Raw genomic sequence first — 20,438 nt, forward strand, 5'->3', positions numbered from 1 at the left:
GCCGATTAACTGTTCCCTAAGTGACACGTGCTAGCGTCCGATTCAGTTCGGTCGTTCCCAGAAAAGGCGCAGCATGGCAGTCCTTGGTATTTCCGGAATGCAGTATTCCGGTGAGCAGTTTCCTGATGTTCGTATCCTCGTGGGCGAGGATTCGAATGTCTTCACTTCCATGATCTCGGCGCGGCTGAAGGAACTTCTCGGCATCGATTGCGAAATCTGCCGGACGTTCGAGGATATACAGGCGGCGAACGAGCTGTCGTCCGAGCCGGTGGTTCTCGCCATCTCGAACATCAACCTGCCTGGCGCCGAAAGCGGCGAGGCTCTGGAATATCTCATCGACTGCAATATCCCGACGATCGTCTTCACGGGTACGTTTCACGACGAGACCCGCGAGAAGCTGCTGCAGAAGAACATCGTCGACTATATCCTGAAGGACAGCATCTTCGCTGTCGAAATGCTGATCGAGTCGGTCTATCGCTTCCTGACCAACCATCGCCATCACGTGCTCATCGTCGATGACAGCCCGACCGCCAGAACGCTGCTGTCGAGCCGTCTGAAGCGCTACAATTTCAAGGTCAGCACGGCAGAGAGCGGCGCCAAGGCGCTCGAGATTCTCAAGGCCAATCCGGATATCGGCCTGGTGGTCACCGACTACAACATGCCCGACATCGACGGCTTCGAACTGACCCGCCGTATCCGCGGCGTGCGCGGCTCGCACGAATTGCGCATCATCGGCGTCTCGTCCTCGACGAACCGCCTCCTGTCGGCGCGGTTCCTGAAGGTCGGCGGCAACGACTTCATGCTGCGACCGTTCATCGACGAGGAATTCTACTGCCGCGTCAACCAGAACCTCGACACCCTGACGCAGATCAGGAGCGCGCAGAAGCGCTAGGCGTCTCTCGCTTCTCTGGCAGCGATACTGCTAGTTTCTGAGCCGTAGCTCGTCGGCGCGCATTTCCAGCGCGCCGAGCGTGCCGATGAAGCTCATGCCGAGCAGGCTCTGGCTGAGTTTTCCCTGTTCGGTCACCAGAGCCTCGACATTTTCACGCCAGATCGGGCCGATGGATACGCTGCGCAGCCTGACCGGTGCCGCCTGCGCCGTTCCGTTGGCTGTCAGGATGGTGCGGGAGAAGGTGAGCGATTGGGGATCGATGCCCGCCCTGATGGCGTCGTCCCAGCTCAGCGCCACCGATGATGCTCCGGTGTCGACCAGCATCGGCAGTCCCGTGCCATTGACATCGACCGTCGCCTCGAAGTGGCCACCCATCGACTTGTGCAAAATCACCGACTGCACACCCTCCGCTTCCTCGACCACCACGGCGCGGCCCGGGACCAGGCTTGCGAGCACCCGATCGCCTACTGCCATCAGGTCGCCGCGATAGACGTATCCCGTGACGAGCGCCAGCACGATCACCACCCAGATCAACAACTGGCGCGCGCTTTCGCCGAGCGACCTGCGGCTCGCCAGGATTCCGGCGCCGATGAGAGCGGCAAAGGGCAGCAGCGTGATCATCTCGCCGAACCGGTCGTTGTCCATGCCGAAGCTCCGGCCGCTGTCATTGTTCATGATGAGCACGACGAGGCCGAATCCGAGAACGGCGAGCGCGAAACCGAGCCTAAACACCGTCCTGGCGCTCCCTGGCCATGCGGGTGCGACGCGTTTCCCGGCGGGGTTTACGTTCGACCGTTTCCAGCCGCGCCGGAAGCTCCTCCATGATCGATCGACGTTCGGCGCTGGAATAACCGATCCAGCCGGCGATCTCGTCGCGCGTGCGGCCGCAGCCGAAACAGTATCCGGTCTTGTCGTCGATGGAGCAGACGAGAATGCAGGGCGATTCCATGAGATGTTCCGTGTTCGCGGCCTAATATTGGTATGTCAGAGCACCAGGGCAAGGCAGAGCAGTGTCACGATCTCGGCAATTTGCTGGCTGGCACCAATGGTGTCGCCGGTGTGGCCGCCGATCTTGCGGGTCACGAAGCTGGCGAAGACCTGGCCCGTCACCGCCGAGGCTGTGATGGCCAGCAGGACGGCAGGAACGATGAACTCCACCGTGCCGAGAACAAGGCAAAGCGCGACACCGCTGATCACGGCGATCCTCCTTGCGGACCGATCCGGTGCGCCAGCCGCGGCCGCCACGCCGTCGGGCCGGGCCTGCGGGAGCGATGACCAGTGCCACACCATGGCGCTGCGGCTGAGGATCGCTGCGATCAGCAAGGCGACGGCGCCGACAAGCGGCGACTGTGCGTCGGCAACGGCCGCGATGGCCGATGCGCGTATGCCAACGGCCAGAACGAGGGCCAACACGCCGTAGCTGCCGACGCGGCTGTCCTTCATGATGGCCAGCATCCTGTCCCGGTCGCGGCCCCCGAAGAGACCGTCGGCGCAGTCCGCGAGACCGTCCTCGTGCAGTGCGCCTGACGATACGATCTGCGTGGCGACGACCAGAAAGCCGACGAGCAGGCCGGGCGCGCCCGTCGCGTCGAGAACGAGGAGCAGCATGGCGGCAGGCAGGGCCACGATCGCACCGGCCAAGGGAAAGGCGCCCGCCATGGCGGAGATAGGCGCCGTATGCCCCTCGTAAAACCGTGAAGGGACGGGAAAGCGGCTGAGAAAGCCGACCGCTCTTACGCTATCGCCCAAAAATCCACGCAATTGCATGGCGATCGACTGCTCCATCGGACGCGACAAATGTCGCTTTTTCATGTTGTGGCCGTGACGCAGCCTCATTATGACAAGCGCACAAAGCCTGATTTACACGAAGATGACAAGAAAGCTTTCTCCATGACGGTCACCGGACTGCCTTTCGACGACTTTCGCACCCTCCTGCGGGATCTGCCGGGACCGGATACGGCCGCGCTCGTTGCCGCGCGCGACCGCGATCGGCAATTGACCAAGCCGCCGGGCGCGCTCGGTCGTCTCGAGGAGATCGCGATGTGGCTGGCAGCGTGGACCGGTCGTCCGCCGGCGGTCAATCGCCCACTGGTCGCCATCTTTGCCGGCAATCACGGTGTCACCAAGCACGGTATCACGCCGTTCCCCTCGTCGGTGACGCAGCAGATGGTCGAGAACTTCGCCGCGGGTGGCGCTGCCATCAACCAGATCTGCGTCGCCAACGACCTCGGGCTGAAGATCTTCGATCTGGCGCTCGATTATCCGACCGGCGACATCACCTGTGAACCGGCTTTGTCGGAGCGCGATTGCGCGGCGACCATGGCCTTCGGCATGGAGGCGATTGCCGGCGGCACCGATCTTCTTTGCGTCGGCGAGATGGGCATCGGCAACACGACGATCGCGGCTGCGATCAACCTCGCGCTTTATGGCGGCACAGCAGAGGAATGGGTCGGACCCGGCACCGGTTCGGAAGGCGACGTCCTGAAGCGGAAGATCGAGGCGGTGGAGAAGGCCGTCGATTTCCACCGTGACCATCTCGGCGATCCGCTCGAAGTGCTGCGCCGTCTCGGCGGGCGCGAAATCGCGGCCATGGCGGGTGCCATCCTGGCCGCCCGCGTCGAGCGCGTTCCGGTGCTGCTCGACGGTTATGTGACGACGGCGGCGGCCTCGATCCTGAAGGCGATGAACCCGTCGGCGCTCGATCACTGCCTGATCGGCCACGTCTCGGCCGAGCCCGGTCACATCAAGGCCATTGACCGTCTTGATAAGACGCCGCTCCTGGCGCTCGGCATGCGGCTTGGCGAAGGGACAGGCGCGGCACTCGCGGCCGGTATCGTGAAGGCCGCTGCGGCCTGCCATTCGGGCATGGCGACGTTCGAAAGCGCAGGCGTGAGCAACAAATCCCATGAATGAACACAAGGCACCCGAGCCCGACATCATCGGCAACACCGGAATCCGCAAGGAGAGGGGGATCGCTCACTTCTTTGCCGCGTCCCGCTATTCGTTTCAGGGTTTCAAGCGGCTGACGCAGGAGTCGGCGTTCCGCCACGAACTGCTCGCCTATGCCGGTATCATCGTTCTCTTCGCCGTTCTTGGCGCGTCGTTCAACGATTATCTGCTGTTCAGCGTCCTGGCCTTCGTGCTGTTCGCTGTCGAGGCGCTGAACACGGCGATCGAGGAGATCATCGACCGCATTTCTCCGGAGTTTTCGATCGTCGCGAAACACGCCAAGGATTTGGGTTCCTTCGCCGTTTTCTGCCTTCTCGTGGCCAATGCGGTGTTCGTCGCGAGCGTCGTTATCCGCACCGCTCTCGCCTAGAACCTGACGGTCGCCATGCTGGCGCGATGATCCGACGGCCACGGCGTCACGACGATATCGGCCTCCGGCGCCTTCTCGCCAACGATGCCGGCCTTAACGACTGTTAGGTTATCCGCCTTACCAAAGGTGAAGTCGATGCGGTCGTGGTGATCCTCGGGGTCCGTCGGCTCACTCGTCGGCGTCCAGGTGAAGGCGGTCTTGGCGACTTCATCGGGAAATGCCGCACGGAAGAGATCGGTGAAGCCGCCTTCCTTCTCGATCCTGAGTGTGGTCGGGTATTCAACGACGGTCGGTTGATGGCCGGCCTTGACCGCGGCCTCGGTCCAGTCCCGGTGCGAGGGCTCGTTGAAATCGCCGAAGAGGAAGACCGCATCGGCGCCGTCTGCCTCTTTCAGGTCGCTCATCAACAGATCGAGTGCCGGGCCGCGAGCGGCTTTCGCCGCGGCTGCCGCTTCCTCACCGGTCTTCAGGAACGGCGCCGGCCCGTATTCGATGTTCAGAAGCTGGTAGGGTTGGTAGGGAAAGTCCGTCAGGTGGATGTTGAAGGCGTAGACCTTGCGGTCGCCGACCGCGATCTCGACGCCGAGTTCGTTTGCGGTTGGCTTGCCGATCGGATAGCGGCTGATGATCGCGTTTGCCCAAAGCGCGGGGTTTTCCTTGCTTTGATCGAAGTGGTGGAAGCCAAGCGCTTCGGCGATGCGCGCAGCCGCACTCTCGCCGGTGGCGGCGCAATCGTCCGCCTCGCAGACCTCCGGTTCCGGTTTTGTCTCCTGAATGCCGATGATATCGGCACCGGCCGCACGGATGGCGGCGACCGTTTCCTCGACGCCCTTGCTTTCATTGGCGCCGCCGCCCCAGATATTGAAGGACATCACCGTCAATTCGGTTGTCGGCTGCTGCGCCTGCGCACTGAAGCAGAGGATCGAGGAGACGAAGGCGGCAAGAAGGGTTGCGCGGGCGCTGAACATCATTTGCTCCGGAACGGCGGTTGATCGGCCCGACGTTATCGCGGAATCGTGACGGCTGGAAGAAGGCAGAAAGCCTTGAAGCAACAGGCTCGACGTTAGGCGAACTGGCGCTTGCGGGGCTCGATCGCCTGGGTTTCGGCAACGGCCGGCAGGCTCTGAAGAACGCGGCTCGCGGGCATTATGGCGATGACCTCGGTACCTTCGCGCAGCTTGGATTTCAGCTTGAAGTCGCCGCCATGCTTGGCGAGGATGGCCTGGACGATCGGCAGGCCGAGGCCCGTACCCTGTTCGGCGCTCTTGATGGCAATAGACCCCTGGCCGAAAGCCGAAAGCACCACCGGGATTTCCTTTTCTGGAATGCCCGGACCGTTGTCGCGGATGGAGACATACTGCCCGCCGCCGGCCGTCCAGCCGACCTTCACGGAAATCTCGCCGCCCTGCGGTGTGAATTTCACGGCATTGGAAAGCAGGTTGAGGATCACCTGCCGCATGCCCTTTTCGTCGGCCCAGACCTGCGGCAGCTGCTGTTCGAGGTGCGGCGTGATGGAGATGTTCTTTGCCCGCGCGCGCAGTTGCACCATGCCGATGCAGTCGTCGGCGAGCTCGAGCAGCGAGATCGCTTCCTCATTCAGTTCGTATTTGCCCGCCTCGATGCGGGAGAGGTCGAGGATTTCGTTGATGAGGTTCAGAAGGTGCTGGCCGGAGCGATGGATGTCGCCAGCATATTCCTTGTAGAGCGGATTGTTGAGGGGGCCGAGGACTTCGGTCGCCATCACCTCGGAAAAGCCCAGGATCGCGTTGAGCGGGGTGCGAAGCTCGTGCGACATCGAGGCGAGGAAGCGCGACTTGGCGAGGTTGGCCTCCTCGGCCCGGCGACGTGCCTCGTCCGACATGGAATTCGCGACCTCCAGCTCCGCGATCAGGTCATCCTTTTCGGTCTGGAAGGACATGAGCCTGAGGCTGTTCTGGTAGAGCCGGTCGGTCACGTAGACGAAGAACACCATAGCCGTGGTGAACATCGCGGTAAGGCCGATATCGAGTGGCTGGCGGGTGGTGCCGGCGATGAGGCTGAGGACAAGGACAGTCGGCAAGAAGCCGACGAGTACCGCCTGTCGCAACAGCATGTTGGCCATGGCCGTGATCGACAGGACGATGAGAAGGACCGCGCCCTTGTAGAGGATGTATGTATTGCCGTCGCAGGCTGAACAATCCTGCCAGGCGAACACAGCCCAGCACGATCCCATCGCGACCTGGCCGACGAGCAAGGCGGTACGCCATTTGCCGACGGTGGTCTGGGTGATCTCGCTCTTGATCGCCTTCCGGGCCAGCACGATATTGAGGGCGTGGACAGAGAGCGTCAGAAGTGCCCAGAGATAGAGTTCCGGCCGGAGGTCGAGATAGGCGCCAACACCGCCGACCAGCATCACCAGAACCGGCATGATCGCGGCACCCTGAAGGCTCGACGAGAGATACATCCTGAGCATTTCGGGAGCAAAGGCGCCGGTGGCATTGTTGCCGGACTGCAGCCGCTCGCGCGTAGTGCGGACGGCTTTCGCCGCCGCCTTGTCGCGGTGCTTGCGCGTCAGGTCGACGATGTTCTTGTCGGTCGAGGAACTTGCGTCTGTACTCATGACGATCTGACGATTTCACCAAACTCACGACAGACTAGAGGCGATTTCTTAAGAAGATGCTTCGCTAAAGGATTTGTTTGCCATGAAACTCAACGGATCGCCCCGCCGTTCAGGATTTCGTCGGCACGAGGGGGAGAACGGCGTTTATGGAGAACACATGCACGACCTCGATGAGCTGAGGCTGGCGATCGCCGGCTGCCGGAAATGCCGCGACGCGCCGGATGGAGGGCCGGAGCGACGGATGCCGCACGAGCCGCGGCCCGTGCCGGTGATTTCCTCGACGGCACGGGTGCTAATCGCGAGCCAGGCGCCGGGTATGAAGGCGCATCAGAGCGGGCTCACCTTCAACGATGCCTCGGGCGACCGGCTGCGCGAGTGGCTGGGGGTGGACCGCGAGACCTTCTACGATCGCGACCGCTTCGCCATCGTCCCGATGGGCTTCTGTTTTCCGGGATACGACGCTGAGGGGCACGATCTGCCGCCCCGTCGCGAGTGCGCGCCGCTCTGGCGGGCAACGGTGATGGCAGCGATGCCGCAGATCGAGCTTATTCTGGTCATCGGCCAGTATGCGCAGGCCTGGCACATGCGAGACCACCGGCAGAAGACGATGACCGACACTGTGAAGAACTGGCGGGCCACGTTCTTCGCCAACGACATCTTTCCGCGCGTGCTGCCTCTGCCGCATCCAAGCTGGCGCAATACCGGCTGGCTGAAGCGGAACCCGTGGTTCGAGGCAGAGGTTTTGCCGGTGCTGCGGAAAGAGGTGGAGCGAATGATCGCCTAGAAAGATAGAGTTTGTTTTAATGTCTTCGTTCTATAAGACGGAGGGAACGTGAAAGGCATGCAATGGACCGACTAGACCGAAAGATTCTGCGTATCCTCCAGGAAGATTCGACGCTCGCCGTCGCCGACCTCGCCAAGAAGGTCGGACTGTCGACGACGCCGTGCTGGCGCCGTATCCAGAAGATGGAAGAGGACGGCGTGATCCGCCGGCGCGTGGCGCTGCTCGATCCGGCCAAGGTCAACACCAAGGTCACCGTCTTCGTGTCGATCCGCACCAACACCCATTCGATCGAATGGCTGAAGCGCTTTTCCGAGGTGATTGCCGAATTTCCGGAGGTGGTTGAATTCTACCGCATGAGCGGCGACGTCGACTATCTGCTCCGGGTCGTCGTGCCTGATATCGCGGCCTACGACGCCTTCTACAAGCGGATGATCGCCAAGATCGAAATCCGCGACGTCTCCTCGGCGTTTGCCATGGAGCAGATCAAGTACACGACCGAGCTGCCGCTCGACTACATGGTAATCGACAACCAGAAGTCCGGCGAGGAATAGTCCGACCGCCTCAGCCCTTCAGTTTGGCGATACGTTTCGGGTCGCGCAGTTCCCTCTGGGCATCCTTGCCAATCCAGCGGGCTGAGGGATCGCCGCTTTCCGCAAGACGTTCGGCCAGCGGCAGCGTGTGGTCGTGGCATTTGCGGCTGCGCTTGCCGATGTTGCGCAGTGCCCAGTTGACGGCCTTCTTCACGAAATTGCGGGGATCGACAGCGTATCGCTCGATCAGCGCCAGCCAGGCGATGAAGGTCTCGTCCGGCTCCTTCTTGTTGTGCACCGTCGCACCGGCAATCATGGCAAATGCCGTGCGCCGCACGAACTCTCGCTCGTCTTTCGCAAATTCTTCGACAAGTTCGCGCCAGAAGGGAGTCTCGGTCAGAAGATCGGCGGCGGCATCGACGATTTCCCAGGAGTTGAAATCGGCCGCAAGGCGCCGGATGTCGTCCCGCGACAACTGCGCGGGATCGAATGTCCAGATCGCCAGCAGCCGCGCCTCGCGGATGCCGCTCTGCCAGAGCGCTGAGGCGCGGGGCTGATTCCTCCCGACCGCCTTCGCAATTTTCTGGATCACCGGATTGCCGATCCCCAGCGCATTTTCGGTGGCGATACCGAAGCGGGCCATGCCGGTGATATTCTCCTCCGACCGCATCGTTCGCAGATGCGCAATGATGTCCTCGGCGGAGGAGGACGGGCCGATCACTTGGCTTCCAGCCTCGCGAGAAGCGAGGACGTATCCCAGCGCTTGCCGCCAAGCTTTTGGACTTCGCCATAGAACTGGTCGACCAGCGCCGTCACCGGCAGATTGGCGCCGTTGCGACGGGCCTCCGACAGCACGATGTCGAGGTCCTTGCGCATCCAGTCGACGGCGAAGCCGAAGTCGTACTTGCCGGCGTTCATGGTCTTGTGGCGGTTTTCCATCTGCCAGGAGCCGGCGGCTCCCTTGGAGATGACCTCCACCACCTTCTCGATGTCGAGGCCGGCTTTCTTGCCGAAGTGGATCGACTCGGCCAGCCCCTGGACGAGGCCGGCGATGCAGATCTGGTTCATCATCTTGGCGAGCTGTCCGCAGCCGGCCGGACCCATCAGGCCGACCATGCGGGCATAGGCGTCGATGACCGGCCGCGCCTGTTCGAAGGTCGCTTCATCGCCGCCGCACATGACAGTGAGCACGCCGTTTTCCGCGCCTGCCTGTCCGCCGGAGACGGGCGCGTCGACGAAGCCGCAGCCGCGCGCCTTCGCCGCTGCTTCCAGCTCCCGGGCGATCTCTGCGGAGGCGGTGGTATTGTCGATCAGGACGGCGCCCGGTTTCATCGCGCCGATCACGCCCTGGTCGGCAAGGGTGACGGACCGCAGGTCGTCGTCATTGCCAACGCAGGTGAAGACGAAATCAGCGCCCTCGGCAGCCTTTGCCGGCGTCTCGGCCGATGTGCCGCCATATTGCTTCACCCAGGCATCGGCCTTTGCGGTCGTGCGATTGTAGACCGTGACGTCGTGGCCGCCTTTCACCTTCAGGTGTCCCGCCATTGGATACCCCATGATGCCCAAACCGATGAACGCTACCTTCGCCATGCCTTAAACTCCTGTCTTGCCTTGTTGGCCGAACGATTAAAGCATGTGGGCGCCCGACGAAAGGGTCTGTCAGGGTCGCCGATGCGATGGCAGGCTGCGTGGCTGGATTGGCTCACGCCAGTCGCGCGATCACCAGATGGCCGGGGCTCGGCTCGCCGTCCTGCATGCGCACGTTGATCTCGGTCACTTCCAGAAGCTCGAAACCGGTCGCGGCCAGGCGGTCGCGGATATAGGCCTCGGAATGCAGGAAGCGCTGATGCGGGCCGACGGCATAGGTGCCGGTTCCGGATGGCAGCGTTTCCGACGAGAAGACGAAGATGCCGCCCTGTTCCATGTTTTCGGCGGCACCGAAGAACAGCGGTTCCAGCGCGCCTAGATAGGGCAGCACATCCGTGGCGGTGACGAGGTCGAACGCGTCCTCGTCATTGTCTTCGAGGTAGTCCTCGACCTCCGCCACGTAGAGGGTCTCGTACAGGTCCTTTTCGTGGGCAAGCTCGACCATGTTTTCCGAAATGTCGATGCCGGTGATATCCTCGACCATGTCGCGGAGCGCGCCACCGGTCAGGCCGGTGCCGCAGCCGAGATCGAGCATGCGCTTGAAGGGCCCAAGCTTCAGTTCCTGCAGGCGCTGGCGCACGAGCATGGGAACGGCATAGCCAAGCTGCTCCACCAGGATATCCTCGAAGGCGGCGGCGTGCTGGTCGAACAGGGTCGCGACATAGGCGTCAGGCGCCTTCGGCGGCGCTTCGCCACGACCGAGTGCGGCGATGCGCACCGATGCGCCGCCGTGATCATCGGGATCGAGCGCGAGGCATTCCTCATAAGCCTTGACCGCGGCGTCGACCTCTCCGGCCTTCTCGTGCGCCAGGGCGCGGTTATAGGCCTCCGCCAGGGCTTCCTCGTCGATCTTGGCCATTGTCGTCTCCTGAAGGTCGTTTGAGGCGGGCTCTAAAGCTTCGCCGCCGCTTTGGCAATGCAAAGCGGGGTGGAACCGGAATTTCCATTTCTCCGTTCTCCTTTGAACGAACGGAGCGAGCGATGGATACGCAGGAGACCATTTTCGAGAAAGCGGAGCGTCCGGGGCCGACGGCGCCAAGGCTTCCGTCGTCGTCCGGCGAGAAGGCCAACATGATCATCCACTATTATCGCGGGGAACTCGGCCGGATGACGAGTTGGCGCGACCGCATCGACCGCACGTCGAACTGGGCCATGACGGTGGTCGCCGGTCTGCTGTCGGTGTCGCTGTCCACGCCGACCTCTCACCACGGCGTCGTGCTGTTCGCCATGCTGATCATCTCCGTGTTCCTGATGATCGAGGCCCGGCGCTATCGGTTCTTCGACGTTTACCGGGCGCGGGTGCGACAGCTGGAGCGACACTATTTCGCGCAGGCCCTGTTGCCACAGGCCGAACTCAATGACGATTGGGCGGGGGCGATTGCCAACAGCCTACGGTCGCCGGCCTTTCTAATGACCCGGCGTCAGGCCGTGGCGCGCCGCATCCGCCGGAACTACGGCTGGATGTACCTGATCCTGCTGCTCGCCTGGAGCCTCAAGATATCGACGCCCAAGCTTCTGCCCAACCAGCCGGCGACCGACCTGGTCTGGTCATGGGGACATCTGGTGCAGAATGCCAGCCTTGGCCCGCTGCCCGGTTGGTCGGTGCTCATGACGGTCGGTCTGGTGCACCTCGCAATCCTCTATTTCGCCGTTCGGCGCGAGCCTGACAACGGCGAGTTCGCCTATGGCGAGGTGCATGTCTGAGCGAGGTCAGTGCAGGATGAATTCGCCGTTCAGATGTCTCCATTCGCTGGCGCCGATCAGCTTGCGGTGCACGTAGCGCACCGAGTGCAGAGGGCCGTCGAGCTTTTCCTGCCAGAATTTGAGGAAGCTTTTCATTTCGGGGAAGTCCGGCGCCAGGTCGTAGTGCTGCCAGAGATAGGTTTGCAGAAGGGCCGGGTGGTCCGGCATGCGGTAGAGGATCTGCGCCGTCGTCAGGCCATAGCCTTTCAACATCATGTCCATGTCTGCGTTCATGTCCGCCTCGTCAACGTTCCCATTTTTTGTGCTCCGCCCGGGAGCGTCCTCAATGGAAACAAGGGATGCTTAACCGAAGCTTAACGGATCGCCGTCAAAAGAGATTTTCTCTTTTTCTTTCAGGTCGTTAGCAGCCAATCGGTGAGAGTGCTGACAAGCGCTTACCGGACGAGGTGGCGCGTCAGGCGTCGCTCTATCGCCGCCCAGGCATGGCGCATGGTCTCGACGATCGCCAGGTAGAAGATCGCCGCCCAGAGATAGGCCTGGTAGTCGAAGGTGCGCGAAAAGGCGTAGCGCGTCTGGCCCATCAGGTCGAAGACCGTGACGATGGAGACGACGGCCGAGCCCTTGATCAGAAGGATGATCTCGTTGCCGTAGGGTCTAAGCGCGACGATGAGGGCTTGCGGCAGGACGATCTTCCAGAAGGTGACGAGTTTCGGCAGGCCCAAGCTCGCGGCGCCTTCATGCTGACCCTTCGGCACGCTCTGGATCGCGCCGCGAAGGATTTCCGCCTGGTAGGCGGCGGTGTTCAGCGTCAGCGCCAGCAGGCCGCAATACCAGGCCTCGCGGAAAAACCACCACAGGCCGATGCTCTCGAAGAAGCCACGGAAGCTGCCGAGGCCGTAGTAGATCAGGAAGAGCTGGGCGAGCAGGGGCGTGCCGCGGAAAACATAGACGTAACCGAAACCGATGGCGTTCAGCACGGAATTCTTCGACATGCGGGCGAAGATGAGCGGGACGGAGAGCAGGGCGCCGAGCGCCACCGATACCGTCACCAGCGACACGGTGACCCAAAGCCCTTCGAGATAGCGGGGGCCGTAGCGCACGAATTTATCCGTGTCCCAACCTGTGACGATCATCGCAAGGAGGCTTGCGGCGAGCAGCAGCCAGAGCGCCATCATGCCGGTGCCGACGATGCGGCCGGCGGTCAATGGCTTGGGAGCCGGCGGCGGCGCCGGGCGCGGGTCGATCATGTGTTCGGCGACGCTCATCGCGGTGCCTCCGATCGTTTGGTCCAGCGGTCGATGAAGCGGATGCCGATTGAGGAGACTACCGCAAGCGCGAGATAAAGGGCGCAGGCGATCAGGTAGAAGAAAAACGCTTCCTTGGTCACTTTCGCCGCAATGCCGGTCTGGCGGATGATGTCGGAAAGGCCGACCACCGAGACGAGCGCGGTATCCTTCAACAGGTTCATCCAGAGGTTCACGAGGCCGGGGAGGGCGATGCGGATCAACTGCGGCAGGACGATCAGACGAAGTGTCCGGCCGCCGGAAAGACCGAGTGCGTGACCGGCTTCATACTGTCCCTTGGGAATGGCCTTGAAGGCCGATTGCAGGACTTCAGAACAGTAGGAGGAAAAGACCACCGCGAGCGCGATCATGCCGGCGAAAAAGGCGTTGATCTCGATGCGCTGCTCGATGCCGAGCGCCGTCAGCGTCGACTGGATGAGGATCTGCAGGCCATAGTAGACGATGAAGAGCGTCAGGAGCTCCGGCAGTCCGCGAAAAATGGTGGTGTAGATGCCGGCGGCGGTGCGCAGGCTGCGCTCGCCCGACTGGGAGCCAAGGGCCACGAAGAAGCCGATGGCAAGGCCGACCGGCAAGGTGGCGATGGCAAGCGAGAGGGAGACGCGAAAACCGAACGCGATCTCGTCACCCCAGCCTTCGGCCCCACAGGACAGGATCGACGACGGACCAAGCAGCGTGAACACACCCACCGGTCCGCACATCGGATCGACCAGATGTCCGGCGGATGCAAGGAAAGACCCGATCGCGGAAAGGGCTCCGCCCATAAATTTCTATCCCCTCGCGGCAGGCGCCGCGTTTCTTGTTATCCGGTCTTTTTCCAGCAAAAACGGCGGAAGGGCAACCCTTCCGCCGTCTTGTATCAACAGAACGTCTGGCGCTTATTCGCCGTAGACGTCGAAATCGAAGTACTTGTCGTTGATTTCCTTGTACTTGCCGTTGGCACGGATCGCGTCGATGGCGGCATTGAACTTTTCGGCCAGCTCGGTTTCGCCCTTGCGGATGGCGATGCCGGCGCCTTCGCCGTTGATTTCAACGTCGACCGGAAGGGTCGCCAGGATCTTGCAGCAGCTGCCGGCGTCGGACTTGACCCACTCGGAGAGAACGACGACGTCGTCGACGACTGCATCGACGCGGCCGTTGGAGATGTCGAGCTTGTACTCGTCAGCCGTCGGGTAAAGCTTCAGCTCGGAATCCGGCATGTGCTTTTCGGCGTAGTTGGAGTGGGTCGTCGAACCCTGGGCGCCGATGACCTTGCCCTTCAGGCCTTCGGCCGTGGCGTCGGTGATCGGGCTGTCCTTCGGCACGGCGAGTGCCGGCGGCGTGTTGTAGTACTTGTGGGTGAAGTCGACCTTTTCGGCACGCTCAGGCGTGATCGACATCGAGGCGATGATGGCGTCGAACTTCTTGGCCTGCAGGGCGGGAATGATGCCGTCCCAATCGTTGGTGACGAACTCGCAGGTGACCTTCATCTCCTCGCAAAGTGCCTTGGCGATGTCGATGTCGAAGCCGACGAGCGTGCCGTCCGCCTCGAGGTTGTTGAAGGGCGGGTAGGCGCCTTCGGTGCCGATGATCAGCTTGTCTTCAGCCATCGCGCTGCCGGCGAAGAGCGACAGGGCGGCGATCGATGCAGCGGCGAAGAAGCGGGTGGAAATACGCATGAGATCCTCTCTGTTGGTCGTCCGCACGGTTGTGATGCCCGCGCTGAACGGTGAAGCCTTCATGTCTCCATGTCGGGCCTGGGCCGATATTCCTACGCCTTTCACCGGAAAATCAACAGGAAAGACGGGTGTAGGTGACGAATCGCGCCGAATTGCGCCGCAATCGAGTGAAATTCGTCATGGAGGCGTGATCCCGAGGTGCTGCGAAACTTTTTCGTTCAGCGGCGGTTAATGTGCCGGAAAATAGCTTCGGACGTGTCTGGGAGGGCGTCCGGAGAGTCGTAACGACTGTTTTCACGCGCTCCCGCCTCAAACGAGCGTGTCTGCACGCCCTGCAAGGAAGATGAAATGACGTTGAGATCGAAACTCTTTGCCACTGTCGCGGTGCCGGTGCTGTCCGCCGTCGTCGCCGGACAACCCGCCTTGGCTGCCGCAACCGCCCACGTGGGCGAGGCGAGGATACAGGCCGAACCGGTCGGCACGCTTGTCGCCCAGGCCGAGACTGTCACCTGTGCCGACGGGTCGGAGGCTCCGGACCAGGAGACCTGCGATGCGATAGAGGCGCAGGCCGCCGACGACGAGGCGCTGCGCCAGGCAGAGGAACAGCAGGCGGCGGAAGAGGAAGCCCAGCGTCAGGCCGACGAAGAAGCCGCTCGCCAGGCGGAAGAACAACAAGCCGCCGAAGAGGAGGCGGCACGTCAGGCCGAGCAGCAAGCCGCCGAAGAGGAAGCCGCACGTCAGGCAGAGGAAGAGGCTGCCCGTCAGGCTGAAGAGCAGCAGGCGGCGGAAGAGGCCCAGCGTCAGGCTGACGAAGAAGCCGCACGCCAGGCGGAAGAGCAGCAGGCCGCCGAGGAAGCCCAGCGACAGGCTGAGGAAGAAGCAGCGCGTCAGGCAGAAGAACAGGAGGCCGCTCGCCAGGCCGAGCAACAGGCCGCCGAGGAAGAAGCGGCGCGTCAGGCCGAGGAACAGCAGGCCGCCGAAGAAGCGGAACGCCAAGCTGCCGAGCAGGCTGACCAGGACGCACAGCCGGCCGACGAAACCCAGGCCGACGTCGTGACCTGCGCCGATGGCTCAGAGGCCGCTTCCGAAGACGAATGCACTGTCGAGGCGACACAGCCGCAGGCGCAAGAACAGACTGAGGAACAGGCAGAACAACCTGCCGAGGCCGAGCAGCAGCAGGACGAACAGGCCGAGAAGCCTTCGAGCGACGAAGAGCAGCAGGCCGAACAGCCCGGTGACGGCGACCTTCGTCCGTCGCAGGATAGCGAGGACACTGCCGGCCAGGAGGAACAGACCGACGAGCAGCAGGCCGGCGAAGAGCCGCTTCCGGAAGGCGAACAGGTTGTCGTCCCGGCGGTAGAGCCGCCCGAGGAACAGCCGGTCGTCGAGATCGAGGACACCCGCACCGAGGAAGAGAAGCAGGCGATCGCCGAGGATCCAGGTTCGACGTCCGAGACCATCGTCCTTCCGGTCGAGGATGGCGCCGCCGTTCTCGACAGCGACAAGGACGCCGACAATAGCGGCCAGACCGACGTTCGCGAACAGCGCAGCGAGCAGCGCGAGGAAGCAGAAGTTGCTCCGCCGCCGGAAAGCGATGCGGATGCCCAGGCCGATGCCGTCCGCATAGAGCCTGAGATGATCCGCGAAGCCGCGAACGAGCAGGGCACCGAACTCAATGCCGCACCGACGTTCCAGGTCCCGACGACCGTTGTCAACAACGTCACCAACGTGACCAATGTCACGAACAATGTGACCAACAACGTCGTGAACCAGGTTACCGAAGTGCGCGTCGTCGAGCAGGTCGACAACCGGACGATCATCAATGTCGGCGACAAGGTTGTCGTTCGTCACGATGACCGTCCGCGCCTGCGCTACGACGAAGAGCGTACATATTACGAGGAACTATCGCGTGGCCGGGTTCGCGAGACGATCGAGCGACTGGACGGCTCGCGACTTGTGACGATCTACAACCGGTTCGGCGACATCATCCTTCGTTCGCGGTTCTCGCCGCGCGGCGAGGAATATGTCTTGTTCTACTCGCCCGAAGCCGACAGCGACCGTCCGCGCATGTATGTCGACGTGGGCGCCAGCCTGCCGCCGATGCGTCTGACGGTTCCGGTCAGCGACTATATCGTGACCATGTCGGACGAGCCGGATCGTGACTACTACGACTTCCTCGCCCGTCCGCCAGTCGAGCGCGTCGAGCGCGTCTACTCGATCGACGAGGTGAAGTCGTCGGCCCGACTGCGCGACAAGGTCCGTCGTATCGATCTCGACACGATCACGTTCCAGACCGGTTCGGCCGAGGTGTCGCTTTCGCAGGCGAAAACCCTGCGCCGGGTCGCCGAGGCGATGCTCAAGATCCTCGATCGGGATCCAGGCGAGGTCTTCCTGATCGAAGGCCATACCGATGCCGTCGGTTCAGATCGCTCCAACCTGATCCTTTCGGACGAGCGGGCGGAAACCGTCGCCAACCTGCTGACCGAGGTCTACGGCATCCCGCCGGAGAACATGTCGACGCAGGGTTATGGCGAGCGCTACCTGAAGATCCGCACGCAAGCGGCCGAAGAGCAGAACCGCCGCGTTACGATCCGGCGCGTGACGCCGCTGGTGAAGCCGGTCGCCTCGCGCTGATCGGCACAGCCGCCAAGACCAGGCCGCCGGAGCGATCCGGCGGCCTTTTCATGTCCGGGGCGGCAGTCCGGTGATGCGTGCGATGAAATCGGCCACGGCGACGGTGTCGTCGAGATCGAAGACCGGAAGGTCGGTGTCAGTGACCGCGTGGTCGGCTGCGATGGCGACGATATGCGGATCGGTCGGCGCCAAGGGCTCGCGCTTGGCCGCCTCTAAGCGCCGCGCCTCGATCTTCGGAACGGGTTCGCGCTTGTAACCTTCGATCAGCACAAGGTCACAGGGACCGATGCGGCCGAGGATTTCCTCGAAGCTCGGTTCGGGCGCGCCGCGCAATTCATGCATGATGGCGTAGCGGGTGCCGGAGACGATCACGACCTCGTGGGCACCGGCATGGCGATGGCGCCAACTGTCGGCGCCGACCTTGTCGATGTCGAAGTCGTGGTGCGCGTGCTTGATGGTCGAGATTCGATATCCGCGCCGCGTGAATTCCTCGACGAGGCGCGTGGCGAGGCCCGTCTTGCCCGAATTCTTCCAGCCGGCGATGCCGAAGACACGCATCAGTCCCATCCCCCTGCCTCCACTATCTGTTCCGCCCTTGCGAGATCGTCGGCGTTGTTGACGTTGAAGAACGGATCGAACGGGCGGGCTGGGCCGTCGCGCAGCGGAAATTCCACAACGATGCTTGGGTGGCGGGCCTGGAAGGCGGTGACTTTGCGGTTTTGCGGGTCGGCCAGCCAAAGCTCCAGATCTTCGGCAAGAGCGCTCGGCCAAAGCGCTACCACCGGATGGCTTCGCCCGGCGGAGCTTGCGACTGCGATGCAACCCGGCGCGGCTTTTGCGGCAAGCCGTTCCGAAAGGTCGGCCGGCAGGAAGGGCGTGTCGACCGGCCCCGTCAGGACGTGCGGCAGACCAAGTCGCGTGGATTCGCGCATGGCCGCGAGAATACCGGCCAGCGGCCCTGGCCGATCCGATCTTGTGTCTGGCAGCATCCGATAGGGCAGATCGAGCGGCGCCGGTGCGTTGATCGCCAGCATTCGCGCCTGGGGCAGCAGGCGATCGATGACGTGACCGACGAGCGGTTTGCCGGCAAGTGATACCGTTGCCTTGTCCTGCCCCATGCGGCGGGATAGGCCACCGGCCAGGATCACAGCGAGGTCGACGGATTGCGTGCTCATGCCTTCCCTTTGCCGCTTATGCCGGAGCGTCCAGGCGGCGAAGATAGAGCACGGAGCCGATCGCGGCCAGAGAGCAGAGGAGCATGACGATCAGAAGCGGAAGAGCGCCGGTTTCCTCGGTCAGGATCGCCGAGGCGAGGGCGGACAGCATCGCCCCACCGGCCATGGTGATGGCGCCGCCAAGGCCGGATGCCGATCCGGCGAGATGCGGCCTGACGCTTACCATGCCGGCATTGGCGCTCGGAAGCGTCAGTCCGTTGCCAAGCCCGACCAGAACCAGCGGACCGAAGAAGGACAGGGCCGTGTGGAAACCCAAGACCAGCAGCACCAGCGGGATCACCGTTCCAACCACCGAGAGCAGGGCGCCCCACAGCATCATGTTCGGGATGCCGAAGCGGCGCGTGTAGCGGCCGGACAGGAAGTTGCCGATCAGATATCCTCCGGCGACAAAGAAGAACTGCATGCCAAGCACGCTCGGCGACAGCTTGAGGATCGTGCTGCCGATGAATGGCGCGCCCCCCAGAAATGCGAAGAAGGCGCCCGATGTCAGGGTAGCCGTCAGCGTGAAGCCCCAGAAATGTGGCGACAGCAGCAGCTGCGGCCAGGCTCGCACTTGATCCATGAAACTCGTGGAGCGCTGCCGATTGGTCTCTCCAAGATCGAAGACGACGAGCGCCAGTACGATGAGGCCTGCGACGCCGAGCGCGATGAAATTCGCCTGCCATCCGAACACGTCGCTGAGGACACCGCCCACGGTCGGGCCGATCATCGGGACGATGGTCATGCCCATCGTGACATAGCCAATCATCGAGGCGGCTTCCTCCATCGGCACCATGTCGCGCACGATGGCGCGGGAGAGCACCATGCCGGCCACGACGGTCGTCTGGAGAAGGCGTCCGACCATGAACCAGGTGACCGAGGGCGCCATGATGCAGAGAAGGGTGGCGAACAGGAAGACGACGATGCCGAGGATCATCGTCGGGCGACGGCCGAAGCGATCGGAAAACGGTCCGATGCCGAGTTGCAGGATGGCGATGCCGGTCAGGTAGCCGGACACGGCGAACTGCATCACGGAATAGTCGACCCCGAAATGCCGCGCCATTTCCGGCAGCGACGGCAGGAAGATGTTCATCGTCAGGGCCGAGAGGCCCGCGATCAGCACGAGGGTCAGGATGTGCGGCGGCGTGCGCCGGTCGAGGAAACGGCCGCCGGTCATGTCTGTCGGTATCCTGTCAGCGCTATCATCTTTATCACAAAGGTGATCCCGGACGGGACGACTGGCTGATGGGCCGGGCGTTCTTGCGCTTGTTTTCGCGGTAGAAGGTGTAGAGGCCCGAGCAGATCACGATGACAGCACCGAAGGCGGTCGGAATGTTGATCGTCTCGCCGAAGAACACGATGCCGATCGCCACCGCCCAGATGAGGCTCGTGTAGCGGAACGGGGCGACGAAGGAGACTTCCGCCGTGCGCATGGCCATGACGATCGCCTGGTGCGCCACGACGAGAAGGACGGCGGCGATTGCCAGGACACCAACCGCCGATGCCGTGAGCGGGCGCCACCCGCCGAGCGGCACGATCAGCGCGGCGCCGATGACGATGGCGGCTATGGCGGTGAGCAAGGTCACCATGACGGACGGTACGGTGGGGCCGATCCTCTTGGTGACGAGGTCGCGTCCGGCGGTGCAGCACACACAGATAAGAAGTAGGACCGATGCCGGCTGGAACCCTTCCGGACCAGGGCGGATAATCAGCAGCATGCCGCCGAAGCCGATGATGATCGCCGTCCAGCGATGCCAGCCGACCGGTTCGCGCAGGAAGAGTGCTGCGCCAACCGTGACAACGAGTGGCATGGATTGCAGCACCGCCGACACGCTGCTGAGCGGCAGCAGTCCGAGCGCCGAGAGAAAGAGGATGGTTGCGGCGCATTCCAGCGCCACCCGTGCCAGGACCATCGGCTGCATGACGGTCCGCATCGGCGCGAAACCGCCCAAACGTCTTGCCAGCGCGAAGACGAGTATCGTCATCATCACGCCGCGCACGAACATGATCTGCCCGACATTCAGATCATCAGTCAGCGTCTTGGTCAGCGCGTCATTGAAGGTGAAGCCAGCCATGGCGAGCGACATCAGGAGAGCGCCGCGGGTATTGTCGGAAAAGGCCATGTTTTACCAGATTCTCAATTGCGCCGGTTCTTG

23 protein-coding genes are annotated in these 20,438 nt (G+C 62.8%); 7 read left to right on the forward strand and 16 right to left on the reverse strand.

What is annotated here, in order from left to right; translation table 11 throughout:
- Positions 1 to 73: 73 nt before the first annotated feature.
- Positions 74 to 892: a response regulator gene (locus J5J10_RS05925; RefSeq protein WP_208551372.1), complete on the forward strand. Its 819-nt coding sequence runs from the start codon at positions 74 to 76 to the stop codon at positions 890 to 892.
- Positions 893 to 922: 30 nt separating this feature from the next.
- Here J5J10_RS05925 and J5J10_RS05930 read toward each other — a convergent pair whose 3' ends face one another.
- From J5J10_RS05930 to cobS, 3 genes are read right to left on the reverse strand one after another with little or no spacing between them, the layout of a single operon-like run.
- Positions 923 to 1,567, reverse strand: coding sequence for a TIGR02281 family clan AA aspartic protease (locus tag J5J10_RS05930; protein ID WP_211931151.1), 645 nt, complete (start codon positions 1,565 to 1,567; stop codon positions 923 to 925).
- Between the two features lie 49 nt (positions 1,568 to 1,616).
- The gene (locus J5J10_RS05935) at positions 1,617 to 1,841 is read right to left on the reverse strand and encodes a DUF1289 domain-containing protein (RefSeq protein WP_211929201.1); all 225 of its coding nucleotides are present in this window, start codon (positions 1,839 to 1,841) and stop codon (positions 1,617 to 1,619) included.
- A gap of 35 nt (positions 1,842 to 1,876) precedes the next feature.
- A complete protein-coding gene (gene cobS / locus J5J10_RS05940; RefSeq protein WP_211931152.1) occupies positions 1,877 to 2,659 on the reverse strand; it encodes an adenosylcobinamide-GDP ribazoletransferase in 783 nt (260 codons plus the stop codon).
- Between the two features lie 123 nt (positions 2,660 to 2,782).
- Between cobS and cobT the strand changes: the two genes are divergently transcribed.
- Both cobT and J5J10_RS05950 read left to right on the forward strand, forming a co-directional pair.
- Entirely contained in the window at positions 2,783 to 3,805 is a 1,023-nt protein-coding gene (gene cobT, locus J5J10_RS05945; protein ID WP_211929202.1) for a nicotinate-nucleotide--dimethylbenzimidazole phosphoribosyltransferase, read from the forward strand.
- On the forward strand, positions 3,798 to 4,211 hold the full coding sequence (locus tag J5J10_RS05950) for a diacylglycerol kinase (RefSeq protein ID WP_211929203.1): 414 nt from the start codon (positions 3,798 to 3,800) through the stop codon (positions 4,209 to 4,211). The genes cobT and J5J10_RS05950 overlap by 8 nt, the downstream gene beginning before the upstream one ends.
- Here the strand turns inward: J5J10_RS05950 and J5J10_RS05955 are convergent.
- Together J5J10_RS05955 and J5J10_RS05960 are read right to left on the reverse strand one after the other, a co-directional pair.
- Positions 4,208 to 5,179, reverse strand: coding sequence for an endonuclease/exonuclease/phosphatase family protein (locus J5J10_RS05955; RefSeq protein ID WP_211929204.1), 972 nt, complete (start codon positions 5,177 to 5,179; stop codon positions 4,208 to 4,210). The genes J5J10_RS05950 and J5J10_RS05955 overlap by 4 nt on opposite strands.
- Positions 5,180 to 5,274: 95 nt before the next feature.
- A complete protein-coding gene (locus tag J5J10_RS05960) occupies positions 5,275 to 6,810 on the reverse strand; it encodes a HAMP domain-containing sensor histidine kinase (protein WP_211929205.1) in 1,536 nt (511 codons plus the stop codon).
- A gap of 157 nt (positions 6,811 to 6,967) precedes the next feature.
- On the opposite strand from J5J10_RS05960, the gene J5J10_RS05965 reads away from it, so the two are divergent.
- Together J5J10_RS05965 and J5J10_RS05970 are read left to right on the forward strand one after the other, a co-directional pair.
- Positions 6,968 to 7,594 carry a uracil-DNA glycosylase family protein gene (locus J5J10_RS05965; protein ID WP_211929206.1) on the forward strand — a complete coding sequence of 209 codons (627 nt, stop codon included), beginning with the start codon at positions 6,968 to 6,970 and terminating at the stop codon, positions 7,592 to 7,594.
- A 62-nt stretch (positions 7,595 to 7,656) separates the two neighbouring features.
- A complete protein-coding gene (locus tag J5J10_RS05970) occupies positions 7,657 to 8,145 on the forward strand; it encodes an Lrp/AsnC family transcriptional regulator (RefSeq protein WP_208551366.1) in 489 nt (162 codons plus the stop codon).
- 10 nt (positions 8,146 to 8,155) lie between these two features.
- Here J5J10_RS05970 and J5J10_RS05975 read toward each other — a convergent pair whose 3' ends face one another.
- From J5J10_RS05975 to J5J10_RS05985, 3 genes are all read right to left on the reverse strand, one after another.
- Entirely contained in the window at positions 8,156 to 8,845 is a 690-nt protein-coding gene (locus J5J10_RS05975; RefSeq protein WP_211929207.1) for a DNA alkylation repair protein, read from the reverse strand.
- On the reverse strand, positions 8,842 to 9,714 hold the full coding sequence (locus J5J10_RS05980) for an NAD(P)-dependent oxidoreductase (protein WP_211929208.1): 873 nt from the start codon (positions 9,712 to 9,714) through the stop codon (positions 8,842 to 8,844). Before J5J10_RS05980 ends, J5J10_RS05975 begins: the two co-directional genes overlap by 4 nt.
- 112 nt (positions 9,715 to 9,826) lie before the next feature.
- On the reverse strand, positions 9,827 to 10,630 hold the full coding sequence (locus tag J5J10_RS05985) for a methyltransferase domain-containing protein (RefSeq protein ID WP_211929209.1): 804 nt from the start codon (positions 10,628 to 10,630) through the stop codon (positions 9,827 to 9,829).
- A gap of 122 nt (positions 10,631 to 10,752) precedes the next feature.
- Between J5J10_RS05985 and J5J10_RS05990 the strand changes: the two genes are divergently transcribed.
- On the forward strand, positions 10,753 to 11,475 hold the full coding sequence (locus tag J5J10_RS05990) for a DUF2270 domain-containing protein (RefSeq protein WP_211929210.1): 723 nt from the start codon (positions 10,753 to 10,755) through the stop codon (positions 11,473 to 11,475).
- A gap of 6 nt (positions 11,476 to 11,481) precedes the next feature.
- Here J5J10_RS05990 and J5J10_RS05995 read toward each other — a convergent pair whose 3' ends face one another.
- From J5J10_RS05995 to J5J10_RS06010, 4 genes are all read right to left on the reverse strand, one after another.
- Complete coding sequence (locus J5J10_RS05995) at positions 11,482 to 11,748, reverse strand: usg protein (protein ID WP_208551361.1); 267 nt, start codon at positions 11,746 to 11,748, stop codon at positions 11,482 to 11,484.
- A gap of 161 nt (positions 11,749 to 11,909) precedes the next feature.
- Positions 11,910 to 12,740: an ABC transporter permease gene (locus J5J10_RS06000; RefSeq protein WP_211929211.1), complete on the reverse strand. Its 831-nt coding sequence runs from the start codon at positions 12,738 to 12,740 to the stop codon at positions 11,910 to 11,912.
- Positions 12,737 to 13,540 (reverse strand): ABC transporter permease, encoded by an 804-nt coding sequence (locus J5J10_RS06005; RefSeq protein WP_211929212.1) that lies wholly within the window; start codon positions 13,538 to 13,540, stop codon positions 12,737 to 12,739. Before J5J10_RS06005 ends, J5J10_RS06000 begins: the two co-directional genes overlap by 4 nt.
- Before the next feature lie 114 nt (positions 13,541 to 13,654).
- Positions 13,655 to 14,434 carry an ABC transporter substrate-binding protein gene (locus J5J10_RS06010; RefSeq protein WP_208551358.1) on the reverse strand — a complete coding sequence of 260 codons (780 nt, stop codon included), beginning with the start codon at positions 14,432 to 14,434 and terminating at the stop codon, positions 13,655 to 13,657.
- 348 nt (positions 14,435 to 14,782) lie between these two features.
- On the opposite strand from J5J10_RS06010, the gene J5J10_RS06015 reads away from it, so the two are divergent.
- Positions 14,783 to 17,068: an OmpA family protein gene (locus tag J5J10_RS06015; RefSeq protein WP_211929213.1), complete on the forward strand. Its 2,286-nt coding sequence runs from the start codon at positions 14,783 to 14,785 to the stop codon at positions 17,066 to 17,068.
- A 48-nt stretch (positions 17,069 to 17,116) separates the two neighbouring features.
- Here J5J10_RS06015 and mobB read toward each other — a convergent pair whose 3' ends face one another.
- Genes mobB through J5J10_RS06035 form a run of 4 tightly spaced genes read right to left on the reverse strand, consistent with a single transcriptional unit; the run spans position 17,117 to position 20,405 of the window.
- Positions 17,117 to 17,635, reverse strand: a complete 519-nt coding sequence (gene mobB, locus J5J10_RS06020) for a molybdopterin-guanine dinucleotide biosynthesis protein B (RefSeq protein WP_211929214.1) — start codon at positions 17,633 to 17,635, stop codon at positions 17,117 to 17,119.
- The gene (gene mobA / locus J5J10_RS06025; RefSeq protein WP_211929215.1) at positions 17,626 to 18,243 is read right to left on the reverse strand and encodes a molybdenum cofactor guanylyltransferase MobA; all 618 of its coding nucleotides are present in this window, start codon (positions 18,241 to 18,243) and stop codon (positions 17,626 to 17,628) included. The genes mobB and mobA overlap by 10 nt, the downstream gene beginning before the upstream one ends.
- Before the next feature lie 16 nt (positions 18,244 to 18,259).
- Positions 18,260 to 19,459, reverse strand: a complete 1,200-nt coding sequence (locus tag J5J10_RS06030; protein ID WP_211929216.1) for a multidrug effflux MFS transporter — start codon at positions 19,457 to 19,459, stop codon at positions 18,260 to 18,262.
- 34 nt (positions 19,460 to 19,493) lie between these two features.
- Positions 19,494 to 20,405 carry a DMT family transporter gene (locus tag J5J10_RS06035; RefSeq protein ID WP_211929217.1) on the reverse strand — a complete coding sequence of 304 codons (912 nt, stop codon included), beginning with the start codon at positions 20,403 to 20,405 and terminating at the stop codon, positions 19,494 to 19,496.
- Between the last annotated feature and the right edge of the window lie 33 nt (positions 20,406 to 20,438).

This window comes from Ciceribacter sp. L1K23 (assembly GCF_018122705.1).
In the GTDB taxonomy this organism is placed as follows: Bacteria; Pseudomonadota; Alphaproteobacteria; order Rhizobiales; family Rhizobiaceae; genus Allorhizobium.